27 protein-coding genes are annotated in these 25,600 nt (G+C 65.0%); 22 read left to right on the top strand and 5 right to left on the bottom strand.

Annotated features, from left to right (window positions below; genetic code table 11):
• Positions 1 to 12: 12 nt before the first annotated feature.
• A complete protein-coding gene (gene lexA / locus B3098_RS25430; RefSeq protein WP_175123406.1) occupies positions 13 to 663 on the bottom strand; it encodes a transcriptional repressor LexA in 651 nt (216 codons plus the stop codon).
• A 148-nt stretch (positions 664 to 811) separates the two neighbouring features.
• On the bottom strand, positions 812 to 2,011 hold the full coding sequence (locus B3098_RS25425; RefSeq protein ID WP_105239416.1) for an amino acid aminotransferase: 1,200 nt from the start codon (positions 2,009 to 2,011) through the stop codon (positions 812 to 814).
• A gap of 75 nt (positions 2,012 to 2,086) precedes the next feature.
• On the opposite strand from B3098_RS25425, the gene uvrB reads away from it, so the two are divergent.
• The 11 genes from uvrB (at position 2,087) to B3098_RS25370 (ending at position 11,667) form a co-directional block, all read left to right on the top strand.
• Positions 2,087 to 4,153, top strand: coding sequence for an excinuclease ABC subunit UvrB (gene uvrB / locus B3098_RS25420; RefSeq protein WP_286899818.1), 2,067 nt, complete (start codon positions 2,087 to 2,089; stop codon positions 4,151 to 4,153).
• 252 nt (positions 4,154 to 4,405) lie between these two features.
• Complete coding sequence (locus B3098_RS25415) at positions 4,406 to 4,897, top strand: low molecular weight protein-tyrosine-phosphatase (RefSeq protein WP_006386176.1); 492 nt, start codon at positions 4,406 to 4,408, stop codon at positions 4,895 to 4,897.
• Between the two features lie 193 nt (positions 4,898 to 5,090).
• On the top strand, positions 5,091 to 5,630 hold the full coding sequence (iscR, locus tag B3098_RS25410) for a Fe-S cluster assembly transcriptional regulator IscR (protein ID WP_056318865.1): 540 nt from the start codon (positions 5,091 to 5,093) through the stop codon (positions 5,628 to 5,630).
• Positions 5,631 to 5,648: 18 nt separating this feature from the next.
• Positions 5,649 to 6,860 (top strand): IscS subfamily cysteine desulfurase, encoded by a 1,212-nt coding sequence (locus tag B3098_RS25405; protein WP_191575565.1) that lies wholly within the window; start codon positions 5,649 to 5,651, stop codon positions 6,858 to 6,860.
• A gap of 33 nt (positions 6,861 to 6,893) precedes the next feature.
• Positions 6,894 to 7,298 carry a Fe-S cluster assembly scaffold IscU gene (gene iscU / locus B3098_RS25400; protein ID WP_175123403.1) on the top strand — a complete coding sequence of 135 codons (405 nt, stop codon included), beginning with the start codon at positions 6,894 to 6,896 and terminating at the stop codon, positions 7,296 to 7,298.
• A 2-nt stretch (positions 7,299 to 7,300) separates the two neighbouring features.
• Positions 7,301 to 7,624 carry an iron-sulfur cluster assembly protein IscA gene (iscA, locus tag B3098_RS25395; RefSeq protein ID WP_175123402.1) on the top strand — a complete coding sequence of 108 codons (324 nt, stop codon included), beginning with the start codon at positions 7,301 to 7,303 and terminating at the stop codon, positions 7,622 to 7,624.
• 3 nt (positions 7,625 to 7,627) lie between these two features.
• Positions 7,628 to 8,140 (top strand): Fe-S protein assembly co-chaperone HscB, encoded by a 513-nt coding sequence (gene hscB, locus B3098_RS25390; protein ID WP_286899790.1) that lies wholly within the window; start codon positions 7,628 to 7,630, stop codon positions 8,138 to 8,140.
• 72 nt (positions 8,141 to 8,212) lie between these two features.
• Entirely contained in the window at positions 8,213 to 10,075 is a 1,863-nt protein-coding gene (hscA, locus tag B3098_RS25385; protein WP_286899788.1) for a Fe-S protein assembly chaperone HscA, read from the top strand.
• Between the two features lie 9 nt (positions 10,076 to 10,084).
• Positions 10,085 to 10,426, top strand: coding sequence for an ISC system 2Fe-2S type ferredoxin (gene fdx / locus B3098_RS25380; RefSeq protein ID WP_013394592.1), 342 nt, complete (start codon positions 10,085 to 10,087; stop codon positions 10,424 to 10,426).
• On the top strand, positions 10,426 to 10,620 hold the full coding sequence (gene iscX / locus B3098_RS25375) for a Fe-S cluster assembly protein IscX (protein WP_175123399.1): 195 nt from the start codon (positions 10,426 to 10,428) through the stop codon (positions 10,618 to 10,620). Before fdx ends, iscX begins: the two co-directional genes overlap by 1 nt.
• Positions 10,621 to 10,782: 162 nt before the next feature.
• A complete protein-coding gene (locus B3098_RS25370) occupies positions 10,783 to 11,667 on the top strand; it encodes a methylglyoxal synthase (protein ID WP_286899783.1) in 885 nt (294 codons plus the stop codon).
• A 3-nt stretch (positions 11,668 to 11,670) separates the two neighbouring features.
• On the opposite strand, the gene B3098_RS25365 is transcribed toward B3098_RS25370, so the two are convergent.
• Entirely contained in the window at positions 11,671 to 12,612 is a 942-nt protein-coding gene (locus B3098_RS25365; RefSeq protein WP_286899780.1) for a LysR family transcriptional regulator, read from the bottom strand.
• A gap of 127 nt (positions 12,613 to 12,739) precedes the next feature.
• Between B3098_RS25365 and B3098_RS25360 the strand changes: the two genes are divergently transcribed.
• The 3 genes from B3098_RS25360 to B3098_RS25350 are packed head-to-tail and all read left to right on the top strand — an operon-like array spanning position 12,740 to position 15,728.
• Entirely contained in the window at positions 12,740 to 13,714 is a 975-nt protein-coding gene (locus B3098_RS25360) for a Bug family tripartite tricarboxylate transporter substrate binding protein (protein ID WP_286899779.1), read from the top strand.
• A 20-nt stretch (positions 13,715 to 13,734) separates the two neighbouring features.
• Positions 13,735 to 14,946: a CaiB/BaiF CoA transferase family protein gene (locus tag B3098_RS25355; protein WP_286899776.1), complete on the top strand. Its 1,212-nt coding sequence runs from the start codon at positions 13,735 to 13,737 to the stop codon at positions 14,944 to 14,946.
• Positions 14,943 to 15,728 carry an enoyl-CoA hydratase/isomerase family protein gene (locus tag B3098_RS25350; RefSeq protein WP_286899775.1) on the top strand — a complete coding sequence of 262 codons (786 nt, stop codon included), beginning with the start codon at positions 14,943 to 14,945 and terminating at the stop codon, positions 15,726 to 15,728. Before B3098_RS25355 ends, B3098_RS25350 begins: the two co-directional genes overlap by 4 nt.
• A 2-nt stretch (positions 15,729 to 15,730) precedes the next feature.
• Here B3098_RS25350 and B3098_RS25345 read toward each other — a convergent pair whose 3' ends face one another.
• On the bottom strand, positions 15,731 to 16,534 hold the full coding sequence (locus B3098_RS25345; protein WP_286899774.1) for an enoyl-CoA hydratase/isomerase family protein: 804 nt from the start codon (positions 16,532 to 16,534) through the stop codon (positions 15,731 to 15,733).
• Positions 16,535 to 16,788: 254 nt separating this feature from the next.
• Here B3098_RS25345 and B3098_RS25340 point away from each other — a divergent pair, with 254 nt between their 5' ends.
• The 8 genes from B3098_RS25340 (at position 16,789) to B3098_RS25305 (ending at position 25,283) form a co-directional block, all read left to right on the top strand.
• On the top strand, positions 16,789 to 17,613 hold the full coding sequence (locus B3098_RS25340) for an ABC transporter ATP-binding protein (RefSeq protein ID WP_286899772.1): 825 nt from the start codon (positions 16,789 to 16,791) through the stop codon (positions 17,611 to 17,613).
• Positions 17,613 to 18,491, top strand: a complete 879-nt coding sequence (locus B3098_RS25335) for a branched-chain amino acid ABC transporter permease (protein ID WP_175123392.1) — start codon at positions 17,613 to 17,615, stop codon at positions 18,489 to 18,491. Before B3098_RS25340 ends, B3098_RS25335 begins: the two co-directional genes overlap by 1 nt.
• A 3-nt stretch (positions 18,492 to 18,494) precedes the next feature.
• Positions 18,495 to 19,532: a branched-chain amino acid ABC transporter permease gene (locus B3098_RS25330; RefSeq protein ID WP_175123391.1), complete on the top strand. Its 1,038-nt coding sequence runs from the start codon at positions 18,495 to 18,497 to the stop codon at positions 19,530 to 19,532.
• Between the two features lie 52 nt (positions 19,533 to 19,584).
• Positions 19,585 to 20,766 (top strand): ABC transporter substrate-binding protein, encoded by a 1,182-nt coding sequence (locus B3098_RS25325; protein ID WP_056318909.1) that lies wholly within the window; start codon positions 19,585 to 19,587, stop codon positions 20,764 to 20,766.
• 79 nt (positions 20,767 to 20,845) lie between these two features.
• Complete coding sequence (locus tag B3098_RS25320) at positions 20,846 to 21,640, top strand: ABC transporter ATP-binding protein (protein ID WP_370647810.1); 795 nt, start codon at positions 20,846 to 20,848, stop codon at positions 21,638 to 21,640.
• The gene (locus tag B3098_RS25315; RefSeq protein ID WP_286899769.1) at positions 21,637 to 23,481 is read left to right on the top strand and encodes an AMP-dependent synthetase/ligase; all 1,845 of its coding nucleotides are present in this window, start codon (positions 21,637 to 21,639) and stop codon (positions 23,479 to 23,481) included. Before B3098_RS25320 ends, B3098_RS25315 begins: the two co-directional genes overlap by 4 nt.
• Positions 23,478 to 24,626, top strand: a complete 1,149-nt coding sequence (locus B3098_RS25310; protein WP_279972151.1) for a thiolase family protein — start codon at positions 23,478 to 23,480, stop codon at positions 24,624 to 24,626. Before B3098_RS25315 ends, B3098_RS25310 begins: the two co-directional genes overlap by 4 nt.
• A gap of 6 nt (positions 24,627 to 24,632) precedes the next feature.
• Entirely contained in the window at positions 24,633 to 25,283 is a 651-nt protein-coding gene (locus tag B3098_RS25305) for a TetR/AcrR family transcriptional regulator (RefSeq protein WP_175138338.1), read from the top strand.
• Here B3098_RS25305 and B3098_RS25300 read toward each other — a convergent pair.
• Positions 25,267 to 25,587 carry a preprotein translocase subunit TatB gene (locus tag B3098_RS25300; protein ID WP_175138337.1) on the bottom strand — a complete coding sequence of 107 codons (321 nt, stop codon included), beginning with the start codon at positions 25,585 to 25,587 and terminating at the stop codon, positions 25,267 to 25,269. The genes B3098_RS25305 and B3098_RS25300 overlap by 17 nt on opposite strands.
• Positions 25,588 to 25,600: the final 13 nt, after the last annotated feature.

Genomic DNA, 25,600 nt, shown 5'->3' with positions numbered 1-25,600 from the left:
CAAGGTCCCGGTCTAGTGCAGCGCTTGCGTGCGGATAAGACCCACCGCAATGCCTTCCAGCGCGAATTCCTGATCGGCCTTGACCACGATGGTTTCGAAGTCGGGATTTTCAGGCAGGAGCTCGATATGGCCGTTCTGGCGTTGAAGGCGCTTGACCGTGACATCGTCGCCGATACGAGCCACCACGATCTGGCCATTGCGGGCTTCAGATGCCTTTTTGACAGCCAGCAGATCGCCTTCAAGGATGCCTGCGTCGCGCATGCTCATGCCGCGGACTTTGAGCAGATAATCGGGCGCCTGGGCAAAGAGGCTGGGGTCCACGCCGACTTCGCGTTCGACATGCTCGGCCGCAAGAATCGGGCTACCTGCCGCAACACGGCCGACCAGCGGCAAGAGAAGCTGGGCGAGGGCAGGGATGGGGAGTGAGGCCTGGGCGGGCGCGGTGGCGGCGTCCTTCAGACGGATGCCCCGCGAGGCGCCGGCCGTGAGCTCGATGGCGCCCTTGCGTGCCAACGCCTTGAGGTGGTCTTCGGCGGCGTTGGGAGAGCGAAAACCCAGGGCCTGGGCGATCTCGGCACGCGTCGGCGGAAAGCCGGTGCGCGTGACCGTTTGCCTGATGAGGTCCAGGATTTGTTGTTGGCGATCCGTGAGTTTGCTGGCCATGGCGATGATCCGGTGCGAGCGGACTGTACATATATACAGCGCCATTCTGGGGGACGCAGCGCAAAAAAGCAAGCTAGTCTCGAAGGCAGCAAAAACGGGACCCGCAGGTCCCGTTTCTGGCTGAAGACGGCTCGGGCCGCCAAGTGATTTACAGCACAGCCGCGATGCCGGCTGCCACCTTGTCGATGTTGCCGCTGTTCAGCGCGGCCACGCAGATGCGTCCGCTGGACACGGCGTAGACGCCATGTTCTTCACGCAGACGGTCCACCTGAGCGGCGGAGAGGCCCGAGTACGAGAACATGCCGCGCTGCTTCAGCACGAAGCTGAAGTCCTGCTTGCCGCCGTGCTCTTTGATCTTGTCGACCAGTTGCGCGCGCATCAGGCGGATGCGATCACGCATGCCGGCCAGTTCTTCTTCCCAGAGGGCGAACAGCTCGGGCGTGTTCAGCACCGTGGAGACCACCGTGCCGCCGTGCGTCGGCGGGTTGGAGTAGTTGGTGCGGATGACACGCTTGAGCTGGCTCAGCACGCGCGTGGCTTCGTCCTTGCTGCCGGCCACGACGGTCAGCGCGCCGACGCGCTCGCCATACAGCGAGAACGACTTCGAGAACGACGAGCTGATGAACATGGTCATGTCCAGGTCCGCGAACAGGCGCACGACCGAGGCGTCTTCCGTCAGACCGTCGCCAAACCCTTGGTAGGCGATGTCCAGGAACGGGACCAGGTTGTTTTCCTTGACGACAGCGGCGATCTGCTTCCACTGGTCGGGGGTGGGATCCGCGCCCGTGGGGTTGTGGCAGCAAGCATGCAGCACGACGACGGTCTTGGCGGGCGCGGCCTTCAGGTCGGCCAGCATGGCTTCGAAGTTCAGGCCGCGGGTGGTGGCGTCGTAGTAGGCATAGGTGCCGACTTCAAAACCGGCGCGTTCGAACAGGGCGCGGTGGTTTTCCCAGCTGGGATCACTGATCAGGACCTTGGAGCCCGGCAGCAATTGGCGCAGGAAATCGGCGCCGATCTTCAGGGCGCCAGTGCCGCCCAGTGCTTGCGTGGTCAGCACGCGGCCAGCGGCGGCCAGCGCGGAGTCCTTGCCCAGCAGCAGCGCCTGGGCGCCGGCGTTGTAGCCGGCGATGCCTTCGATAGGCAGATAGCCGCGAGCGGCGGCGGCTTCGATGCGGGCGGTTTCGGCCTTGCGCACTGCGCCCAGGAGCGGGATCCGTCCCTGATCATCGTAATACACGCCCACGCCCAGGTTCACTTTACCGGGGCGGGTGTCCGCGTTGTATTGTTCGTTCAGGCCAAGAATGGGGTCGCGCGGCGCGAGCTCGACGGAATCGAATAGGGTGCTCATGGGACTCTGATGAGGTGGGTGGACGCAGTACGAAGTGCTGTGGATAATGGGGGGTTTACCCTGGAACAGTCTAGCATGCCTAAGAGCGCAATAGACCCAAGCGCGGGGGCTCCCGCCGCAGGTCCGGGATTCGTCGATTTCCCTGACAGCCCGTTTCACCTCTATCAACCCTACCCGCCGGCGGGGGACCAGCCCACGGCCATCGCAGGGCTGACGCAGGGTGTTGAAGACGGCCTCATGTACCAGACGCTTCTGGGCGTGACCGGGTCAGGCAAAACCTACACCATGGCCAACGTGATCGCGCGCATGGGCCGCCCGGCGCTGGTCCTTGCCCCCAACAAGACATTGGCCGCGCAGCTCTACGCCGAAATGCGCGAGTTCTTTCCGAAGAACGCGGTGGAGTATTTCGTTTCTTACTACGATTACTACCAGCCCGAGGCCTATGTGCCGACGCGCGACCTGTTCATTGAGAAGGACTCGTCCATCAACGAACACATCGAGCAGATGCGGCTGTCGGCCACCAAAAGCCTGCTCGAACGGCGCGACACGATCATCGTGGGTACGGTGTCGTGCATCTACGGTATCGGCAACCCCGGCGACTATCACGCGATGGTGTTGATCCTTCGCGCGGGCGACCAGATCGCCCGACGCGAGATCCTCGCGCGCCTGGTCGCCATGCAGTACACCCGTAACGACGCCGAGTTTACGCGTGGGGTCTTCCGCGTGCGCGGCGAGACCATCGACATCTTCCCGGCAGAAAGCGCCGAGCTCGCGTTGCGCGTGACGTTGTTCGATGACGAAATCGAAACGCTCGAACTGTTCGATCCGCTGACGGGTCGCATCCGCCAGAAGCTGCCGCGCTTCACCGTCTATCCCGGCTCGCATTATGTGACGCCGCGCGACACCGTGCTGCGCGCCATCGAAACCATCAAGGAAGAGCTGCGCGAACGCGTCAAGCGGTTCGTCGACGATGGCCACCTGGTCGAGGCTCAGCGTCTTGAGCAACGCACCCGCTTCGATCTGGAAATGCTGCAGGAGCTTGGGTTCTGCAAGGGCATCGAGAACTACTCGCGTCATTTGTCGGGCGCCGCGCCGGGCGACCCGCCACCGACCCTGATTGATTACCTGCCGTCCGACGCGCTGATGTTCATCGACGAGAGCCACGTCACGATCGGCCAACTCAGCGCCATGTACCGCGGCGACCGGTCCCGCAAGGAAACGCTGGTGCAGTACGGTTTCCGTCTGCCGTCGGCGCTGGACAACCGTCCGCTCAAGCTCGAGGAGTTTGAGACGCGGATGCGCCAGTGCGTATTTGTTTCGGCAACGCCTGCCGCATACGAGCAGGAGCACGCGGACAACGTCGTGGAGCAGGTGGTGCGTCCCACGGGCCTTGTCGACCCGATCGTCCAGGTGTTGCCCGCTCGCACGCAGGTGGACGACCTGCTGGGCCAGATCAAGGCGCGTGTTGCTCAAGGCGACCGCGTGCTGGTCACGACGCTGACCAAGCGGATGGCCGAAGACCTGACGGACTTCCTGAGCGAGCATGGCGTGAAGGTGCGCTACCTGCACTCGGACATCGACACGGTCGAGCGCGTCGAAATCCTGCGGGACCTGCGCTTGGGCACGTTCGACGTCCTGGTGGGGATCAACCTGCTGCGCGAGGGGCTGGATATTCCGGAGGTGTCGCTGGTGGCCATCCTGGATGCCGACAAGGAGGGCTTCCTGCGGTCAGAGCGCAGCCTCATTCAGACCATCGGCCGCGCGGCCCGCAACCTGAACGGTCACGCAATTCTCTATGCCGACCGCATCACGGATTCGATGAAACGCGCCATGGACGAGACTGCCCGCCGGCGCACGAAGCAGCTTCAATTCAACGTCGACAACGGCATCACCGCGCGCGGCGTGCACAAGGCGGTGCGTGAATTGATCGACGGTATCGTGGCCCCTGCCCAACACGACACGCTGGAAGCGGCAGTTCCCGCGGAATTGTTGAAGGATGAGAAGGCCCTGGCGCGCGAGATCAAGCGACTGGAAAAGCTGATGATGGACCACGCCCGCAATCTCGAATTCGAACAGGCTGCTGCCGCCCGAGACTCGCTCAATGCCCTCAAGCAGCGTGTGCTGCTGGACGGGGCGGTGTAGGGCAGGGCCAAACGTTTCAATTCATGTCTGTTCGCTTACGGTAAGCTTAAAATGCGCAAAAAGTGGTGCGCTGCCATCATGGTGTAACCATTCCGGAATTTTGCACGCGTTGCGTCTCATGGGTTACCTGAATACAAGCTTGCAACTCCATGATTTCTTTGGGATTATGTGCCCCATTAATTTGCGCTACGTCAATTGCGCAGGTGCAAAAAAAGCTTGCCTTATCTCGGGTTTTCCCGCACACTTGCTTCCATGATGACCAAGGTACTTTTCGTTTGCATGGGCAATATCTGTCGCTCGCCGAGCGCAGAGGGCGTGTTTCGCCATTTGGTGAATGACGCGGGTTTGGGCGATGTTGTGCGCATCGACTCCGCGGGCACGCACGCGTTTCATATCGGCGAGGCGCCTGATGCCCGGGCGCAGGCTGCGGCACGTAAGCGCGGCTACGAGATCACTCACTGCGAGGCGCGTCAGGTCACCGCGGAAGACTTCCGTGACTTCGATCTTATCCTCGCCATGGACTGGGACAATCTGTCCGCCATGCAGCAGCAATGCCCCAAGGCGTACCAGCACAAGCTGATGCTCCTGATGCGCTTTGCCAATGAGTTCGAAGAAGCCACCGTGCCCGATCCGTACTACGGTGGCGCCGACGGTTTCGGTAAAGTCCTGGACTATCTCGAAGATGCCTGTCAGGGTGTTCTCGAACTGGTCCGCAAGCGCGCTACCCAGTACCAGGCTGCCTGATCGGCCGGTTGCAGAGTCGCTCGCAGAGCGGCTCTCAGGGGCAGAAGGCAGTAAAAAACCGCGCAGATGCGCGGTTTTTTGTAGCCGGGAGCCATACCAAATTAGTCGGGAATAGGCTATACTTGAGCCAATTACTCGGGTATTGACCGCTGGATTCGCTGGCGGCCACTGCCGGAATCACAGGGAATTCACCATGCGGCTAACTACCAAAGGGCGTTTCGCCGTGACTGCCATGATCGACTTGGCTATGCGGCAGCATAGCGGCCCGGTCACTCTTGCGGCCATCAGCCAGCGTCAGAACATTTCGCTTTCGTATCTGGAACAGCTCTTCGGAAAACTCCGTCGTCACGAGCTCGTGGACAGCGTCCGCGGCCCGGGCGGCGGTTATTCGCTTGCGCGCCTGGCGCGCAACGTGACTGTTGCAGACATCATCTTTGCCGTCGACGAACCGCTGGACGCCACGAGCTGTGGCGGCAAGCGGGACTGTACGAGCGGCAACGACGGCAAGCCGGGCAAGTGCATGACGCATGAACTCTGGGCTACGTTGAATCGCAAGATGGTGGATTACCTGGATTCGGTGTCCCTGCAGGATCTCGTCGACCAGCAGCGTGTGCGCCAATTGCAGGAAGCGACCAATCAAGCGCAGGCCTGCGCAGTGCGCGTGAACCGGGTGGGAGGCGCAACTGCCGCCAACGCCCCGACCACCACTGTTGCTGCCAACGCCACCGTATAAGAAGTAGGAGTTGTAGAAATGACCACCCGTCCGATCTATCTGGATTATTCGGCCACGACGCCTGTCGATCCCCGCGTTGTTGATGCCATGGTGCCGTGGCTGTACGAGAACTTCGGCAACCCGGCGTCGCGCAGTCATGCGTTTGGCTGGGAGTCCGAAGAGGCCGTCGAACGCGCCCGCGAACAAGTCGCCAAGCTGGTCAATGCCGACCCGCGCGAAATCGTCTGGACCTCCGGCGCCACCGAATCCAACAACCTCGCCATCAAGGGCGCGGCAAACTTCTATGCCGAGCGCGGCAAGCACATCATCACGGTCAAGACCGAACACAAGGCGGTTCTGGACACCTGTCGTGAGCTGGAGCGCCAGGGCTTCGAAGTCACCTATCTGAACGTCAAGGACAACGGCCTGATCGACCTGGACGTGTTCAAGGCTGCGCTGCGTCCCGACACCGTGCTGGTGTCCGTGATGATGGTGAACAACGAAATCGGTGTGATCCAGGACGTGGAAGCGCTGGGTGAAATCTGCCGGGAAAAGGGCATCATTTTCCACGTCGACGCCGCTCAGGCGACCGGCAAGGTGGAAATCGACCTGCAAAAGCTCAAGGTCGACCTGATGTCGTTCTCGGCCCACAAGACCTACGGCCCCAAGGGCATCGGCGCGCTGTACGTGCGCCGCAAGCCGCGTATCCGTATCGAAGCGCAGATGCATGGCGGCGGTCATGAGCGCGGTTTCCGCTCGGGCACGCTGGCCACGCACCAGATCGTCGGCATGGGCGAAGCCTTCCGCCTGGCGCGCGAAGAAATGGGCACCGAGAACGAGCGCATCCGCATGCTGCGTGATCGCCTGTGGAATGGCCTGTCGGAGATCGAAGAGGTCTACCTGAACGGCGACATGGACCAGCGCGTGCCGCACAACCTGAACGTGAGCTTCAACTACGTCGAAGGCGAGTCCCTGATCATGGCGATCAAGGAGCTTGCGGTTTCCAGCGGTTCGGCCTGCACCTCGGCCAGCCTGGAGCCGTCGTACGTGCTGCGCGCCCTGGGCCGCAACGATGAACTGGCGCACAGCTCGATCCGCTTCACGCTGGGTCGTTTCACGACCGAGAAGGAAGTGGACTTTGCGGTCGAACTGATCAAGAGCCGGGTTGGCAAGCTGCGCGATATGTCGCCGCTTTGGGAAATGGCCAAGGAAGGCATCGACTTGAACACCGTGCAGTGGGCCGCGCACTAAGCGCCCGCGCCTTGATATACGTGGAGAATTAACATGTCTTACAGCACCAAAGTTCTGGATCACTACGAAAACCCTCGCAACGTCGGTTCGTTCGACAAGTCGGACGACTCGGTGGGCACCGGCATGGTCGGCGCGCCGGCCTGTGGCGACGTGATGAAGCTGCAGATCAAGGTGAACGAAGCTGGCGTTATTGAAGACGCGCGCTTCAAGACCTACGGCTGTGGCTCGGCCATCGCCTCCAGCTCGCTCGTGACCGAATGGGTCAAGGGCAAGACGCTGGACCAAGCCATGAACATCCGCAACACGCAGATCGCCGAAGAACTGGCGCTGCCGCCGGTGAAGGTGCACTGTTCCATCCTGGCCGAAGACGCGATCAAGGCCGCGGTGCAGAACTACAAAGAAAAGCATTCGGCCACCGCCGAAGCTGTGGCGGGCTGATCATGTCCGTTACCCTGACCCAACAGGCTGCCACCCACATCGGCCGCTACTTGCAGAAGCGCGGAAAGGGTATCGGCTTGCGGCTCGGCGTTAGGACGACGGGCTGCTCCGGCATGGCCTACAAGTTGGAGTATGTCGACGCGGTCGAAGCGGAAGATGTCGTCTTCGAGAGCTTTGGCGTGAAGGTCTTCATTGACCCCAAGAGCCTGTCGTATCTCGATGGCACAGAGCTGGACTACGCCCGCGAGGGCCTGAACGAAGGCTTCAAGTTCCGCAACCCCAACGAGAAGGCGACCTGCGGCTGCGGCGAGTCGTTCACGGTGTAAGTCTTGGCTGGTGACGATCACTTCAGCCTGTTTGGCTTGCCGGCACGATTCGACCTGGACGGCCAGGCGCTTGAGCACGCCTGGCGCACCGTCGCCGCGAAGGTGCACCCCGACCGCTTTGCCACGGCCAGCCCTGCGGAACGCCGCGTGGCGATGCAATGGGCGGCACGGGCCAACGAGGCCTATCGCGAATTGAAGGATCCGCTGCTGCGGGCCCGCTACCTGTGCGAGCAGGCCGGCGTGGACCTGCAGACCGAAAGCAACACGTCCCTGGACGGCGCTTTCCTGATGCAGCAGATGACCTGGCGCGAGATGCTGGATGACGGGCGCGACGACGCCAGCGTTCTGAACGCGTTGCAAGCCGAACTGGACGAGGCGCGTGCCGAGATGCGCGCCACGCTGACGCGCCTTCTGGATGACGAACGCGATTACGCGGCGGCCGGGCGCAAGGTGCGGGAATGGATGTTCGTGGAAAAGCTGGCGCAGGAGCTGGCCCACGTGCAGCCCGCGGGATAGCCAACGGCGCGCTGGGGCGTTCCCGACATGGGCGCCTGTCCGGCGCGGCCTACTGACCAGAAAAACAGAATCATGGCCTTATTGCAGATTTCCGAGCCCGGTGAATCGCCCGCGCCGCACCAGCGCAAGCTGGCGGTCGGGATTGACCTGGGCACCACCAATTCGCTGGTCGCTGCCGTGCGCAGCAGCGTGGCTGAAGTGCTGCCCGATGCCCAAGGCCATGCCTTGCTGCCGTCGGCGGTGCGCTATTTCCCCGGCGGCAAGGTCACGACGGGCCGCGAGCCGCTGGCCCAGCAGGCCGAAGATCCCCTGAACACGGTCGTGTCCGTGAAGCGTTTCATGGGCCGGTCGCTGGAAGAGGCGCAGGCAACGCGCGCGCCTTATGAGTTTGTCGATGCTCCCGGGATGGTCCGGATCCGCACGGCGCAGGGCGACCTGAGCCCGGTTGAGGTGTCCGCGCAGATCCTGGCAGTGCTGCGCCAGCGTGCCGAAGACGTGTTGGGCGACGAACTGGTGGGTGCGGTGATCACCGTGCCCGCGTATTTCGACGACGCACAGCGGCAGGCCACGCGCGACGCCGCGCGCCTGGCGGGCCTGAATGTCCTGCGCCTGTTGAATGAACCGACTGCGGCCGCCATTGCCTACGGGCTGGACAATGCCGCCGAGGGTGTCTACGCCGTTTATGACCTGGGCGGCGGCACGTTCGATATTTCCATCCTGCGCCTGACGCAGGGCGTGTTCGAAGTGATTTCCACAGGCGGCGATACGGCGCTTGGCGGCGACGACTTCGATGTCCTGATCGCGGATCACGCCGTGGCGAAGCTCGGCTTGGGCGAACTGTCGCCCGCCGAGCGCCGCGGTTTACTGATGGCCGCGCGCGCCGCGCGTGAAACGCTGTCGGACGCCGACGTGACGAGCCTGAAGCTGACGCTGTCGGGCGGGCGCGACGCCGAACTGCCGCTTACCCGTGCTGAATTTGAATTGCTGGCCCAGCCGCTGATCGAGCGTACGCTGGACACGGCGCGCCGCGCGCTGCGCGATGCGGCGCTCAAGCCGGCCGATGTGCGCGGCGTGGTCATGGTGGGCGGCGCGACTCGCATGCCCGTCGTACGCGCTGCGGTGGCCAAGGTGTTCGGCACGGAACCACTGACCGATCTGGATCCGGATCAGGTCGTGGCGCTGGGTGCCGCGCTGCAGGCCAATCTGTTGGCGGGCAACCGGGCGCCGGGCGAAGACTGGCTGCTGCTGGACGTGATTCCGCTGTCGCTGGGCCTGGAAACGATGGGCGGCCTGGTCGAACGCATCATTCCGCGCAACAGCACCATCCCTGTGGCGCGCGCGCAGGAATTCACGACGTTCAAGGACGGCCAGACGGCCATGAGCATCCACGTGGTGCAGGGCGAGCGCGACCTGGTGGCGGATTCCCGTTCACTGGCGCGCTTTGAACTGCGCGGCATTCCGCCGATGGTGGCGGGCGCCGCACGTATCCGCGTGACCTTCCAGGTCGACGCGGATGGCCTGCTCAGCGTTACGGCGCGCGAGCAGAGCCAGGGCGTCGAGGCAATGGTGTCCGTCAAGCCGTCTTACGGTCTGTCCGACGACGAGATCGCTCAGATGTTGGCCGATAGCGTGGCGCAGGCTGACACGGATGCCAAGGCGCGCATGTTGCGAGAGCAGCAGGTCGACGCGCGCCAGTTGGTGGAATCGGTGCAGGCGGCGCTGGCCGTTGACGGCGACCTGCTCGAGCCGGAAGAACGCAAGCGGGTGGACGAGTGCCTGGACGCCGCGATCGCGGCGCAGCAGGCGCAGGACGTGGACACCGTCACGCAAGCCGTGCAGGCCCTGTCCGCCGCGACCGACGACTTTGCCGCACGCCGCATGGACCGCAGCATCCGCGCCGCGTTGGCCGGCCGCAAACTAGACGAAATCGCCTGATAAGAAGTTATGCCGAAACTGACTGTATTGCCTCATCCCGACTACTGTCCCGAAGGCGCCGTGATCGAAGATGCGCCCAAGGGCGTGTCGATCTGCCGCGTGCTGCTGGACAACCACATCGATATCGAGCACGCCTGCGAACTGTCGTGCGCCTGCACGACCTGTCATGTGGTGGTCAAGCAGGGTTATTCGTCGCTGGAAGACGCCACGGACGACGAGGAAGACCTGCTGGACAAGGCTTGGGGCCTGACCCCCACGTCGCGTCTGTCGTGCCAGGCGCTGGTGACCGATGCCGACCTGACGGTCGAGATTCCCAAGTACACGATCAATCACGCCAAAGAGGGCCATTGATGAAGTGGACCGACACCTACGAGATTGCGGCTGCGCTGTACGACGCGCACCCTGACGTGGACCCGAAGGTGCTGCGTTTTACGCAGTTGCGCGAATGGGTCATGGCCTTGCCGGGCTTCAGCGACGATCCCGCCCACAGCGGCGAGAAGATCCTGGAGGCCATTCAGATGGCCTGGATCGAAGAAGCCGACTGATCGTGGCTGCACAAGACGCTCCCTGTCGGGAGCGTTTTTTTGGGCGAAGCCGCCAGGCTGCGGGCGGCTTCGGGCGCGGTCTCGCGCATGACATGCTCGCGTCGCGCGCGCCACGGTATTATCGGGGATCCGTTTGTTTGTCCTTTCCAGCCGAGTCCACCGATGCCCGCTGCCCAATTGCGTTTTGGCCTGGCCGCCAATCGTTTGCACCATGAAACCCCCGATGCTGCCCTGTTCACCTGGCTGCGTGCGTGTTCGTCCACCATCCGCGAGCTGGGCGTGCAGTTGCACACGGTGGGGCGCACCCATGATGCGATCGTGCGCGAGGGCATGCTGCAGGGTTATCCCGGTCTGATCCGTTACCCGTACGGCCGCGAGGGCGGCCTGATGAAGCTGGTGGCGCGCGTGACCGAAGGTCGTGACGGCCAGGCGCCGTTTGATGGCGCGATTTACCTGATCGATCCCGTTGACCCGTCGTCGATTTTTCCCGAAGCGCTGGCGCTCAAGCGGCAGTGCATCACGCATGGCCGTCCGTTCATTTCGACGCTGGCGGGCGCCATCGAATGGATGGAGGTCGAACGCATACACGCCGGGCTGGCGCCGGATGCATCCGTGTCGCGCCATTTCAGTTTCTCGGGTCAGACGCTGGCGATGATTGCCCACGACGCGCTCAAGGACGAGATGGTGGCGTTTGCCAGCGAGCATTTCGATGTGCTGTCGCGCTTTGCCCGGCGCGTGGCCACCGGCACGACCGGCGGCCGGCTCAATGAGCTGGCGTGGTCGCGCGGCTGGCCCAAGGACACGCCGTGGGTGCATCGCTACCTGAGCGGCCCGCTGGGCGGCGATGCGCAGATTGCGGAGCTGGTGCTTGAGCACCAATGCCAGCGCGTCATCTTCTTTGAAGACCCCCACGTCGCACGCCAGCACGAGGCCGATATCCAGCTGCTGGAACGGGCGGTGCGCGTCGTCACCGAGTCCGCCACCTGCGCCACGTCGCCCACGGTCGCGCGCCGCTGGGCGCAAGCGGTCGAAAAGCGGATCGTCTGAGCGCTACGCGCGCGCCGCGGCAGGCCCCGCGTCGGTGATGATGCGGGCGACGCGGTCCGCGACGGCTGCGGCCGCCAGCGACAGCGGCAGCACGTCGGAACGGCACAGGAATACCGGGCGGGTCAGACGGGGCCGGCTTATCCGCCGCAATTGCACAAGGCCGCGCTCGGCCTCCTGGCGTACGGCTTCAAACGACAGGATCGTATGGGCGACGCCGGCCTGCGCCAGCTCGATCAGCTGCGGGATGGCGTTGGCTTCGGCAATGACGCGGAATTCGACCTGTTCGCGCTGCTGATATTGATCCAGTAAGCGTCGCAGGCTGTGCGGATTGCCCGGCAGCACCAAAGGCAACGCGGACAGGGCGCGCAGGCTGATGGTCGGCAGCGCAGCCAGCTCTGATGATGCGCGTTTGCCGCGTTTTGCCAGGGGCGGTGATACGACCACCAGCTCCTCGTCGATCAGATGCTGGAAACGCAGATCGACGGACGCTTCATCGCTGAATGTCAGTCCCAGATCGGCATGGCCCGAGCTCACGAAGCCGGGGATGTAGCCCGTGCTGGACTCGATGATCTTCAAGTAGACGCCCGGCCAGTGGGCGAGGCTGAACCGCATCAGCGGCACCGTCAGCAGCTTGGCCATGGACATCGACATGGCCAGCGACACCGTGCCACGCGGCGCGTTGAGGTCTTCTCGCACATCGGCACGCGCCGCGTCGATGCGGCCGAGGATTTCACGCGCGTGAGCCAAGAGGCGCGTGCCCGCCGCGGTGGGCGTGACGCCGCGGGCGCTGCGTTGCAGCAGAACGACGCCCAGATCTTCTTCAAGATTGCGGATCTGCAAACTGAGCGCAGGCTGGGCCACATGCAGCGCCGTGGCGGCGCGGCTGATCGAACCCGTTGACACCACCGCGACAAAGCATTGCATCGCGCGTATGGACATGGACATGAAGGATCTCAAAAAAAAAAGCGGGCCATCATTTTTTTGTTATGGCCCGCATATTTAAACGGTATTTCTAATATAGCAATCCGCTTCCGATAATGGGCGTCATCCAAGAAGAACCACAGGAGACATCATGACGCTCAACAAACTGTTTGCCGCCTGCCTCGCTTGCTCGGCGCTGTCCGCGCCCGCGTTTGCGCAAGCGTGGCCCTCCAAGCCCATCACGCTGGTCGTGCCGTTCTCAGCAGGAGGGCCAACGGATTTCATCGCGCGCCTGGTGGCCGAGCCGCTGGCGCGTGAACTGGGCCAGCAGGTCATCGTGCAGAACAAGCCGGGCGCGAGCGGCAACGTGGGCTACCAGAGCGTGCTCAATGGTCCGGCCGATGGCTACACGCTGATGCACAACACGGTGGCCATGCAGGCCATCAATCCGCTGATGTATCCCAGCGCCAGGATGCATCCGCTGAAGGATTATGTGCCGGTCGGCACGACGGGCGCGATGCCGAACCTGCTGGTGGTGAACCCCGAGCGCACGCCCGTCAACACGCTGGCCGAGCTGGTCGAGCGCGGGCGCAGCGCGCCGCACGGCCTGAGCTACGCGACGTTCGGTCCTGGCAGCTCGCCGCACGTGTACGGCGCGTCGCTGCAGAAGCTGGCCAATTTTCAGGCCGTGGGTGTGGCCTACAAGGGCAGCGCCAATGCCGTGACCGATGTGATCGGCGGGCAGGTCGACTTTCTCTTCGACAGCATGTCCACCAGCATCGGGCAGGTGCAAGGCGGCCGGTTGAAGGCGCTGGCCATCACGTCCGCCGAACGATCGCCGTTGCTGCCGAACGTGCCCACCTTGAAAGAGGCGGGCTATCCCAGCCTGGATTTGAAGTTCTGGTTCTCGTTGCAGACGCCCGCGGGCACGCCGGACGACGTCGTGCAGAAGCTGCGCGCCGCGGTCGCCAAGGTGGTGGGCAGCGACGCGTACCGCAAAGCGATGCAGGAGCGCGGGGCCGAGGCCTTTCAGGTGGCGCCGGCCAAGCTGGATGACTTCTTCAAGCAGGAAACCGCGCACTGGACGCAGGCGGCGAACACCATCGGGCTGAAGGCGGAACAGTGAACACGGCAGGCGGGCATCGCATGACTCCATTGAAGAACATTACGGTCCTGGACCTGAGCAAGGTGCTGGCGGGGCCGCTGTGCGGGCAGTATCTGGGCGAGCTGGGCGCGCGCGTGATCAAGGTCGAACCGGTGGGCACCGGGGACGACACGCGGGCGTGGTTGCCGCAGGATGCGGGCCAATCCGCGACCTTTCTGGCCGTCAATCACAACAAGCGCAGCTTGGCGGTGGACTTGAAGTTCGAGGCGGGGCGGGCGGTGGTGCATCGCCTGGCCGCGCAGGCCGACGTCGTGCTTCAGGGATTTGGCGGCAAGACCGCCGCGCGGCTGGGCGTGGATTACGAGACGCTCGCTGGCATCAACCCGCGCCTCGTGTACTGCGAGATCTCGGGCTATGGCCGGGAGGGCCCGATGGGCGAGGAGCCCGGCTACGACGTCATGCTGCAAGCCTTCAGCGGCATGATCAGCACGATGGGCGATCCGGGCGGCAATTTTGCGCGTGCCAGCTTTTCGCCCGTGGATCTGGGCACCGGTTCGTTTGCGCTGAGCGGGATTCTGGCGGCGCTGCTGGAGCGCGGCCAGACGGGCAAGGGGCAGTATCTGGACGTGTCGCTGCTGGATACGTCGTTGGGCCTGATGTCCTACATGGCGCAGAACTATTGGCGCACGGGCAAGGTGCCCCGCCGCATGGGCACCGGGCATCCGGCCATGTGCCCTTACCAGGCCTTTCGCGCATCCGATGGCGATCTGATGCTGGGGGTGGGCAACGACGCGCAGTGGCGGCGTTTCTGCGCGGCGGCGGGGCTGCAGGATTATGTGGATGCGCCGGCGTTTGCGACCAATGCCGAACGTGTTCGCAACTTTGATGCGACGGTTGCCCTGGTGCAGTCGTGCATCGAGACGCGCACGGTGGCGCAATGGCTGGACTTGCTCAAGCCGGCGGGCATTGCCTGTTCCGCCATTCACACGTTGGACCAGGCGCTGGCGCATCCGCAGGTCGCGACGCGTGAGTTGATCGTGACCAGCCAGCATCCGGTCCTGGGCGAGGTGCGCAACGTAGGCCTGCCCGTGCGCTTCGGACGGCAGCCGCGGGTCGCTGCGCGGCCCGCGCCGATGCTTGGCGAGCACAGCCGCGAGATCCTTGCGGAACTCGGCTTTGACGAATCGGAGGTCGCAGCGATGCTGGCAACCGGCAGCGTGCAGCAACACGCCGCCCACGGAGATGCGAAATGAGTCCCTTGCGTTATGAGGTCCGGGACGGCATTGCGGAAATTCATCTGTGCCATGCGCCCGTCAACGCGCTGGACGTGGACGTGCTGGACGCGCTGATCGGCGCGCTGGACGAGGCCAATGCGGATCCGTCCGTGCGCGCGGTGCTGCTGGCAAGCGGTCTGCCGGGCCGATTCTGCGCGGGACTGGATATGAAGCAGCTGCTGCAAAGCACGCCCGCGCGCGTGCGCGAGTTGCTGACGCGGCTCTACATCAAGCTGTATGACGCGCAGTTCAATCTGACGAAGCCGTCGATATCCGTCGTGTCGGGCGCGGTGCGCGGCGGCGGCATGACGGTCGCGATTTCCAGCGACATGATCGTGGCCGCCGACACCGCGACGTTCGGTTATCCGGAGATCGATGTGGGTGTGCTTCCCGCCATTCATTACGTGCATCTGCCGGCCATCGTGGGCAAGCACCGGGCGTTCGATCTGCTGTTCACCGGCCGCACCTTCGACGCGCACGATGCGCACGGGATGGGTCTGGTGACGCGCGTGGCGCCGGAGGCCGAGCTGCTGGATCAAGCGCGCGCGCTGGCGCGGTCGCTGGCCGCCAAGCCCCCGGAAGTCCTGGCGATGGGACGGCGCGCATTCGTGTACAGCAACGACAACGAGTACCGGCGCCGGGTCGCGACGGCGGTGGAGGTGTTCTGCAACGCCGCTGCCACGCCGGAAGCGCACGAAGGTTTGAGCGCCTTTGTGCAGAAGCGCGCGCCCGACTGGGCCAGCGTCGCCGAGGCGCGCTAGCGCTACTGGCCGGTGAAACGGGGAGGACGCTTTTCGCGGAACGCCGCGACGCCCTCCGCGAAGTCCGCCCGTGCGGCCGACTGCAGAAAGCGTGCGGTCTCTTCGGCAAGCTGCGTTTCCAGCGGCGCGTACGCGGCGCTGCGCAGCAATGCCTTGGCGCCTGCGATGCCGTGCGGTGCGTGGCGGGCGAGATCCTGCGCATAAGCCTGCGCCGCAGCCGCCAGCTCACCGGCCGGCGCGGTGCGCGTGATGATGCCCCACGCCTGCGCCTCGTCAGCGGTGAACGCGTCGTGCCGCAACAGAAGATCAAGCGCGCGCTTGGGACCGGCGGCGCGGATGAGGCCGTGCGTCATGCCGGCATCGGGCGTGGCGCCCAGCTTCAGGTAGGCCGTCATGAAGCGCGCGCCGGCTTCGGCGATGGCCAGATCGCAAGCCAGCACCAGCGACAGGCCCGCGCCCGCCGCCACGCCGTGCACCTGCGCGAGCCAGACCTTGTCCATGCGCGGAATGCGCGCGACGAAATCATTGAGCGGCGTGAAGAGATCCGACAGCGTGGCGCGCACCGTTTCGGTGTCGCCCGTGAACATGCTGATGTCGCCGCCCGCGCAGAAGGCCTTGCCCGCGCCGCGCAACAGCACGACCTTAACGGCGTCGCGGGTTTCGAGCCACTGCGCGGCCCGCAGCAGGTCGCGGGCCATGGCGACATCGATGGCGTTGAGCGCGTCCGCGCGGTTCAGCGTCAGGGTGGCGAGGGCGCCGTCGGTCTCCAGCAACAGCGTCTGGAACTCCGGTAGTTCCTGGGTCATGGCGAGTCTCCGTTGTCGGGTAAATACCAACTGTCGATCAAAAAACCGCGATGCTATGGTCTGAACCGAGCGCTTGCTTGGTTGGGGTTCGAGCTCGCTTAGCGTAACGCATAGAACGATTTTCCGGCGCTGTACTGGCGAAGGTAAAGACAGGTTCGTTGCATCACCTGCCTCGCAGGGTCGCCAGGTTCACCGTCGTAAAAAATGCCCGCATCAGGCGGCAAAAAAACTTCGCATCAAAAGCGGGGAGACAAATGGTGGATCAGTCCGACAGGCCTGCGTTGCTGGAGGCCGAGGGGGTGACGCTGGCGTTCGGCGGGGTGAAGGCGCTCACCAATGTGGGCTTTCGCGTCGCGCCCGGCTCCATCACCACGGTCATCGGCCCGAACGGCGCCGGCAAGACCTCGCTGTTCAACACGATCTCCGGGTTCTACAAACCGGCCGCCGGACGCATCCGCTTCGAGGGCCGCGACATCACGCGCGTGCATGCGCCGGAACGCGCCATGCTTGGGCTGGCGCGCAGCTTCCAGAACATTGCGTTGTTCCGCGGCATGACGGTGCTGGACAACATCAAGCTGGGCCGCCACGCGCATCTGCGCACCAACGTGCTGGATGCGCTGTTCTACCTGGGCCGCGCGCGCCGCGAGGAAATGTCGCTGCGGGCTGACATCGAAGAACGCATCATCGACTTCCTGGAGATCGACCATATCCGCCACGCGCCGGTCGCGGCGCTGTCGTACGGGTTGCAAAAGCGGGTGGAGCTGGCGCGGGCGCTGGCGATGCAGCCGAAGGTGCTGATGCTGGACGAGCCGGTTGCCGGCATGAACCGCGAAGAGACGGACGACATGGCGCGCTTCATCCTGGATGCGCGCTCTGAATGGGGCGTGACCGTGCTGATGGTGGAGCACGACATGGGCATGGTGATGGACCTGTCGGATCACGTCGTGGTGCTGAACTTTGGGCAGGTGATCGCCCATGGCACGCCGGCAGAGGTGCAGGCCAATCCCGAGGTCATCAAGGCGTATCTGGGCGCGGGCGACGTGGGCGATCTGCGCCGGCGGTTGCGGGAGGCAGCCTGATGGACTGGCTGTTCCTGCTGGAGGTGTCGCTGGCCGGGCTGGGCAGCGGCGGCCTGTATGCCCTGGCCGCGCTGGCGTTCGTGATCGTGTACAAGGCGACCCGCGTGGTCAACATCGCCATCGGCGAGTTCCTGATGCTGGGCGCCTACGTGTTCTACGCGTTTGCGACGGGCATGGAGTGGCCGATCTGGCTGGCCATCGTCGGCGCGGTCGTCGTGTCCGGCGCGCTGGGCGCCGTTGTCGAGCGCCTGACGATACGGCCGATGCTGGGCGAATCGCCGATCTCCGTCTTCATGATCACCGTGGGCCTCGCGTCGATTCTGGTGGGCGCGGTCGAGCTCATCTGGACGGCTGACCAGCGGCGCCTGCCGGAGTTCATGCCGCGCGCGCCCGTCATGGTGGGCGAGGCGTTCGTGGCGCCCAAGGTGTTCTACGGCTTCTGGGTGGCGGTGGTGCTGGCGCTGCTGGTGCTGGTGGTGTTCCGCTACTGGCGCGGCGGCGTGGCCTTGCGCGCGACCGCGTCGGATCAGGGCGCGGCGTATGCGATGGGCATCAACGTGCCGCGCGTGTTTTCGCTGGCGTGGGTGACGGCGGGCGCCATTGCCGCGGTGTCAGGCGTGATTGTGGGCGCGATCGGCGGGATTTCGTCGTCGATGGGCGTGTTCGGGCTGTCGGTGCTGGTGGTGGTGATCGTGGGCGGCCTGGACAGCGTTGCCGGCGCGCTGGTTGGCGGCATCTTCATCGGCCTGCTGGAAGCGTGGGCCGGCGCGTATCTGGGGGGCGAGTACAAGCTGCTGGCCACGTTCGTCGTGCTGGTGGTGGTGCTGATGGCAAGGCCCTATGGCTTGTTCGGCACCCGTGAAATCGAGAGGCTTTGATCCATGCGCATCGCGACCGCCAAGCAGACTTACCTGGCCGACGAGGCGCTTTTCGACACGCGCACGCAGCACGTGTGGCTGGCGCTGCTGGCGGCCTCGCTGGTGCTGTTTCCCTTTGTGGCGAACGCCTATTGGCTGTATCTGGCGTGCCTGGTCGCCATCAACATCGCCAGCGCGACGGGGCTGAACATCCTGACCGGCTATACGGGGCTGGTCAGCCTGGGGCAGGCGGCGTTCATGGGCCTGGGCGCGTACACCGTGGCGGTGATGGAGCTGCACCTGGGCACGCCGGTTCTCGTAAACCTGCTAGCCGGGGGCATCGTCGCCATGCTGGGCGGGCTGCTGGTCGGCATTCCGTCGTTGCGGGTGAAAGGCCTGTACCTGGCGATCTCAACCATTGCTGCATCCTTCATCGCGCACTTCATCTTTGCCAACTGGCAATTCACCGGCGGGACGAGCGGCCTGCAGGTGCCGCCGGCTCGCATCCTGGGCATGGACCTGGACACCTCGTTCAAGATCTATTGGCTGATCGTGCCGGTGACGGTGCTGATGGTGCTGGGCGCGGCCAATCTGTTCCGCACGCGCATCGGCCGGGCGTTCATTGCGATTCGCGACCGTGACATTTCCGCCGAGGTGCTGGGCATCCGGCTCTTGCGCTACAAGCTGCTGTCCTTCGGACTGTCCTCGTTCTACGCCGGCGTGGCGGGGGGCCTGTGGGCGTACTTTTTCCGCGTGGTCACGCCCGAGAGCTTTCCGCTCATCATGTCGATCTTCTTTCTGGCGGCCATCATCGTGGGCGGCATGGGCTCGATTCTGGGATCCATCCTGGGCGCCATCTTCATGACGATGGTGCCCGAGTTCCTGAAGCTGGTTGTCGGCTGGCTGCCGGTGGGCGGCGACGCACTGCGGCTGATATCGCCGGTGCGCACCATTGTTTTCGGCCTGCTGATCGTGGGCTTCCTGATCTTCGAGCCGCACGGGCTCGCGGAAATCTGGCGGCGCGTGCGCCGATTCTTTCACCTATGGCCATTTCGCACGTAGCGCAATGCGTGCGGCGTGACGGCGGCCACCTATAAGACCCAGGAGACAAACCATGAAGCGCATCCGGATAGGCAGCGGTTTATCGAGATTGTTGGCCCCGTTGGGCCTGGCGGCGGCACTGGCGGCGGCGCCCGCCGCGCAGGCGGCCGAGGATCTGGTGCTGGGCGGCTCGATCCCGCTGAGCGGCGTGTTCGCCTTTGCCGGGCAGGGCATCCACGCCGGGATCACGGACTACGTGAAGATCATCAACGACCAGGGCGGCATCAAGGGCCGCAAGCTGCGTTACGTGCCGGAGGACACCGCGTACAAGGTGGACGCGTCGGTGGCGGCGTTCAAGAAGATCACCAGCCAGAACAAGGTGAATTTCTACTACGGCGATTCGACGGGCTTTTCCAAGACCATCAACGCCGAGCTGAATCGAACGGGCGACATCCTGATGACGGGCGCGTCCTTTGCGACCGAACTCAACGACCCGGCCAAGTATCCCGCCCAGTTCATGCTGGGGCCGGATTACACCGAGATGTTCGGCATCCTGCTGCGCTACATCGCCAAAGAGCAGCCGGGCGCCAAGGTGGCGTTTGTGTATTCGGACACGGAGTTCGGCCGCGACCCGATTGCCAGTTCGCGTGCAGTGGCCGAGAAGCTCGGCTTGAAGGTGGCGACCGAAATCATGACGCCGCCGGGCAGCGTGGACGTGTCGACCGAGGTCATCAAGCTGCGCCGCGCGGATCCGGACTTCACCATCTTCCATGGCTACGTGCTGGCGCCGATTCCCGAGTTCGTGGGGCAGGGCAAGCGCATGGGGCTGAAGACGCGCTACATGGGCACGTTCTGGACGATGGACAACTCGACCGTGATGCAGATGGGCGAGGATGCCGAGGGCTTCATGGGTGTGATGCCGTACCGCTACTACTACGATCAGGCGGCCGACGCGCCGATGCTCAAGAAGATCCGCGAGATGCGGCCGCAGTACCAGAGCACGGGCTACATGCAGGGCTTTCTGGCCGCCATGCTGTTCTCCGAGGTCGCCAAGCGTACGCTGGATGCCGGCAAGGAACTGACCGCGGCCAACATGAAGGCGTCGCTGGATGGCATCAAGGACTTCGATACGGGCGGGCTGATCGGCGTGCCGATCACCATCAAGGGCAACTCGATACCCGTGGGCCGGATCTATCGCGCGGACGTCAAGCAGAAGCAGATGGTGCCGGCGTCCGACTGGATCGTGCTCAAGTGAGGCAGCCGTGAATCCGGGACATGACGCGCGGGGACCAGAGGTGCGAGCGGGCGTGACCGCCACGGCGCCGCCCAAGGCGGTGCTCGACATCAACAACATCGAGGTCGTCTACAACAAGGCGGTGCAGGTGCTGCGCGGCTTGTCCCTGTCGGTGCCGGCCGGCAGCATCGTGGCGCTTCTGGGCAGCAACGGGGCCGGCAAATCGACCACGCTCAAGGCCGTGTCGGGACTGCTGGACCTGGAGGACGGCGAGCTGGTGCGGGGCCACATCGTGTTCGGCGGCGGCGATACGGCGGGCATCAAGCCGCAGAATCTGGTGCGATCGGGCCTGGCGCACGTGATGGAAGGCCGGCGCGTGTTCGAGGACCTGACGGTGGAAGAGAACTTGGTGGCGGCGACGTATGCGCTGACCGGACGGAAGGCGGCACGCGCGGACTTCGATCTGGTCTACGGTTATTTCCCGCGGCTGTTCGAGCGGCGGCGCGGGCTGGCGGGTTATCTGTCCGGCGGCGAGCAGCAGATGCTGGCGATCGGCCGCGCGCTGATCGCCCAGCCGACGCTGATGCTGCTGGACGAGCCGTCGCTGGGACTGTCGCCGATGCTGGTCGAAAGCATCTTTTCGATCATCGCGCGCATCAATAGCGAACAGGGGGTGTCGATGCTGCTGGTGGAGCAGAACGCGTCCGTGGCGCTGGCAGTGGCGCATTACGGCTACATCATGGAGACCGGCAAGGTGGTGATCGACGGTTCCGCGGACAAGCTGGCGGCGGATCCGGACGTGCGCGAGTTCTATCTGGGCATCGGCGGCTCGGGCGAGGCCCGGGGTTTTCGGGACATCAAGCACTACAAGCGCCGCAAGCGCTGGCTGTCATGAAGGACGCGCATACCGATCCGGGCGACTGGCCGCCGCTGACGCTGCCGCAGATGCTGCGCGAGCAGGCGCGCCGGCAACCGTCCTTGGTAGCGATCCGGCAAAAGGACTTCGGCATCTGGAAGCCGATGACGTGGGATCAGTACTGGCAGCGCGCCTGCCGCGTCGGCCTGGGACTGCGCGCGCTGGGGCTTAGCGTGGGCGGGCGGGTTGCTATCGTCTCGGACAACCGGGTGGAATGGCTGCTGACGCAGATGGGCGCCTGCGCGGCGGGCGGCGTGGCGGTGGGCGTCTATTCCACCAGCCCCGCCGAGGAAATGGGCTACGTGCTGGCGCATGCGGATGTCGAACTGGTGGTGTGCGAAGACCAGGAGCAGACGGACAAGGTGCTGCAGGTCGCGGACAGGCTGCCCCATCTGCGCCGCATCGTGGTGATCGAAACGAAGGGCCTTCGATCGTATGCCGACGCGGATCGGGCGCGCATTGTGACCTTTGCCGAAGTGGAGGCCGACGGCAGCCAGCGCGAGGCGCTGGAACTGGCCGCGCTGAACGCCATGCTGGACGGACAGCAACTGGACGACACCGGGTTGATGATCTACACGTCTGGATCGACCGGCAAGCCGAAGGGCGCGATGCTGAGCTATCGCAACATGCGCGGTGTGGCGCCCGGCATTGCCGATCGCCTGTCGATGGATGCGTCCAGCGTGCACCTGTCGTACCTGCCGCTGTGCCACGTCGCCGAGCAGATGTTGTCCACGTTCGTGCCCATCTATTTGGGCTCGCAGGTGAATTTTGGCGAGTCGCTGCGCACCGTGCAGGAAGACCTGCGCGAAGTCGCGCCGACGATTTTCCTGGGTGTGCCGCGCATCTGGGAAAAGCTGCACGCCGCAATTTCGATCAAGATGCAGGAGGCCGGCGCGGTGCAGCGGTGGCTGTACGGCCGCGCGCTGGCGCAATGCGCGCCGTTCCTGGAAAAGTCCCCCGCGCAGTACCGGCTGGGCGAGCGGCTGACGCACTGGCTGTGGTATTGGCTGGTGCTGCGCGCCTTGCAGAACTTCATCGGACTGCGGCGCGTGCGGGTGGCGATGACGGGCGCCGCGCCGATCCCGCCGGACGTCGTGCGCTACTTTCGGACGCTGGGCGTGCCGCTGGTCGAGGTGTACGGCCTGACGGAGTCGACAGGGATGATCTTTGGCCAGCATCCGGACCGCGTGAAGGTGGGCACGGTGGGCGAGCCGATCCTGGGCGTGGAATGGCGCATCGGCGAATCCGGTGAACTGCTGGTGCGCGGCGACATGGTGTTCCAGGGTTATTACAAAAACCCTGAAGCGACGGCCGACACCGTGCGCGACGGCTGGTTGCACACGGGCGATGTCGTGGCCGAGGAGGCCGGGCGCGTGCGCATCGTGGACCGGCTCAAGGACATCATGATCACCGCAGGCGGCAAGAACCTGACGCCGTCCGAAATCGAGAACGCGGTCAAGGGCAGCCCATACGTCAAGGAATGCATCGTCATCGCCGACGGCAGGAAGTACGTGTCTGCGCTGATCCAGCTGGAGTTCGACACGGTGGGCAAATGGGCCGAATCGCGGCGCATCGCATTCACGCATTTCCGGTCGCTGGCCGAATGCCCGCAAGTGCGCGAGCTGGTGCAGCAGGAGGTCGCGCGGGCCAACGCCGGGTTGGCGCCGGTGTCGCAGATCAAGCGTTTCCATCTGCTGACGAAGGAACTGGACCACGACGACGGCGAGGTGACGGCGACGATGAAGGTGCGGCGCGCCAGCATCTACCGCGCGTACGCCAACGAAATTGAAACGCTCTACGTTGAGGAGACGACGGCATGAATCAAGCCGTGATCCTGGAAGCCGTGCGCACGCCGTTCGGGCGGCGCGGCGGATGGTGGGCGCAGACGCGGCCGGACGCGCTGCTGGCCGAGACTGTGCAGGGACTGCTGGCGCGCGCGGCGCTGCCGGGCGACAAGGTCGAGGACCTGATCGCCGGATGCGTCAGCCAGGCGGGGGAGCAGGGTGCCAACATCGGGCGGCTGGCGGCCATGCTGGCCGGGCTGCCGGAGAGCGTGCCGGGCGTGGCGCTCAACCGGATGTGCGGGTCCAGCCAGCAGGCCGTGCATTTCGGTGCGCAGGCCATCGCTGCGGGCGACATGCGCTACGTGGTCGCGGGCGGCGTCGAGAGCATGAGCCGCGTGCCCATGTTCCTGGACGTGACGCTGGGCCAGTCGGAATTCCGCGGCTTTGAATCGCTGAACCCGGCGCTGCTGGCGCGGTATCCGCTGATCCATCAGATAGAGAGCGCGGAGCGCATCGCCAGCCATTGGGGGCTGTCGCAGGCCGAGATGGATCAGTGGGCGCGGGAGAGCCACGCGCGGGCCTGGGCGGCTGCCAGCGCCGGACTTCATGCGGAGTTGCTGCCCGGCACGCCGGCGCCGCGCGACGAGGGCATCCGCGAGACCACGGACGCGGCCCGCATGGCGGCCATGGCGCCGGCGTTGCGGCCGCCGGGTCAGGGCGGCGTCACCGCGGCCAATGCGAGCCAGCTCGCCGACGGCGCGGCGGCGGTGCTGCTGGCCGAGAAGGATACGGCCCTGGCCGATGGCTTGCTGCCGCGGGCGCGATTCCTGGCGCGGGTGGTGGTGGGGTCGGATCCCGTGATGCAGCTGACGGGTGTGATCCCGGCGGCGCGGCAGGCGCTGTCGCGCGCGGGCCTGGCGCTGGAGGACATCGACTGGATCGAGATCAACGAGGCCTTTGCGAGCGTGGTGTTGGCCTGGCAGCGCGAAATGGGCGCCGACCTGGCGCGTGTGAATCCGTGGGGCGGCGCGATTGCGCATGGCCATCCGCTGGGCGCGACGGGCGCGGGTCTGATGGCCAAGATGCTGGCGGGACTGGAGGCGACCGAAGGCGAGCTGGGCATGCAGCTCATGTGCATCGGCCACGGCATGGCGACCGCGACCATCATCCAGAGGGTTTGACGCGCCATGGACAAGACCGGGACCGCCGCGCCGCGGGACGATGGCGCGGAGACCGAGCGGCGGCGGGAACTGGTCCTGGCCGCCGGCCGGCTTTTCAGCAAGCATGGCTACGAGCGCACGACGGTGCGCGAACTGGCCAAGGCCGTGGGGCTGCAATCGGGCAGTCTGTTCCATCACTTTCGCAGCAAGGAGGAAATCCTGGTCGCCGTCATGAACAACGGCATCCAGGAAGTGATCGACCTGGGCGGCAAGGCGCTGGCCAGCTATGTCGAGCCGGAGGACCGCCTGGCGGCGCTGTTCCGCGTGCACATGTGGAGCATGCTGCACGGCGCGGGCGGGGACGCGATGAACGCATTGGTGTACGAATGGCGCAGCCTGTCCGCGCCCAGTCAGGCGGCCGTGAAGGGGCTGAGCGATCGCTACGAGGCGATGTGGCAGTCGGTGGTGGCGGGGGCGGTGGAAGCGGGATTGCTGCAGGGGGACGCACGCGTCATCAAGCGATGCGTGCTGGGCGCAATGAACTTGACGGTGCAGTGGTACAAGCCGGGCGGCAGGCTGGCGCCCGCCGCGTTCATCGACGCCATGCTGCAGGCGTCATTGCCGGCGTTGCCGGCGGGTGCGGGCAGGTGGCCCGTGGACCCTAACCCCGCCGCTTGAGGAATGCGCCGACGGCGCAGGCCACCGACAAGGCCAGCAGCGAGGCCGCAACCGGCAGCAGGAAATCGGCTTCGCCGTGATAGCCGCCGCCGGTGACGCCGCCTGCCACGCCGCCCATCCAGAGCAAGGCGGTCAGAATGGCGGCGATCAGCGAGATGGCGGTGGCGACGCACAGGACGATGAATACCGGCCGCCGCGCGGGGACGGCGCGATAGGGCGCGCCCGGCTGGATGCGGCGGGGTTGCTTGATCCAGTAGACCAGCCCCGCCACGACCAGCAGCAGCATCAGGATCTTGAAGATCATGACGCGCGCCGAC

The sequence above is a fragment of the Achromobacter sp. UBA2119 genome, from assembly GCF_002331005.1.
In the GTDB taxonomy this organism is placed as follows: domain Bacteria; phylum Pseudomonadota; class Gammaproteobacteria; order Burkholderiales; family Burkholderiaceae_B; genus Achromobacter; species Achromobacter animicus.
This window is presented reverse-complemented; position numbering and strand designations above follow the sequence as displayed.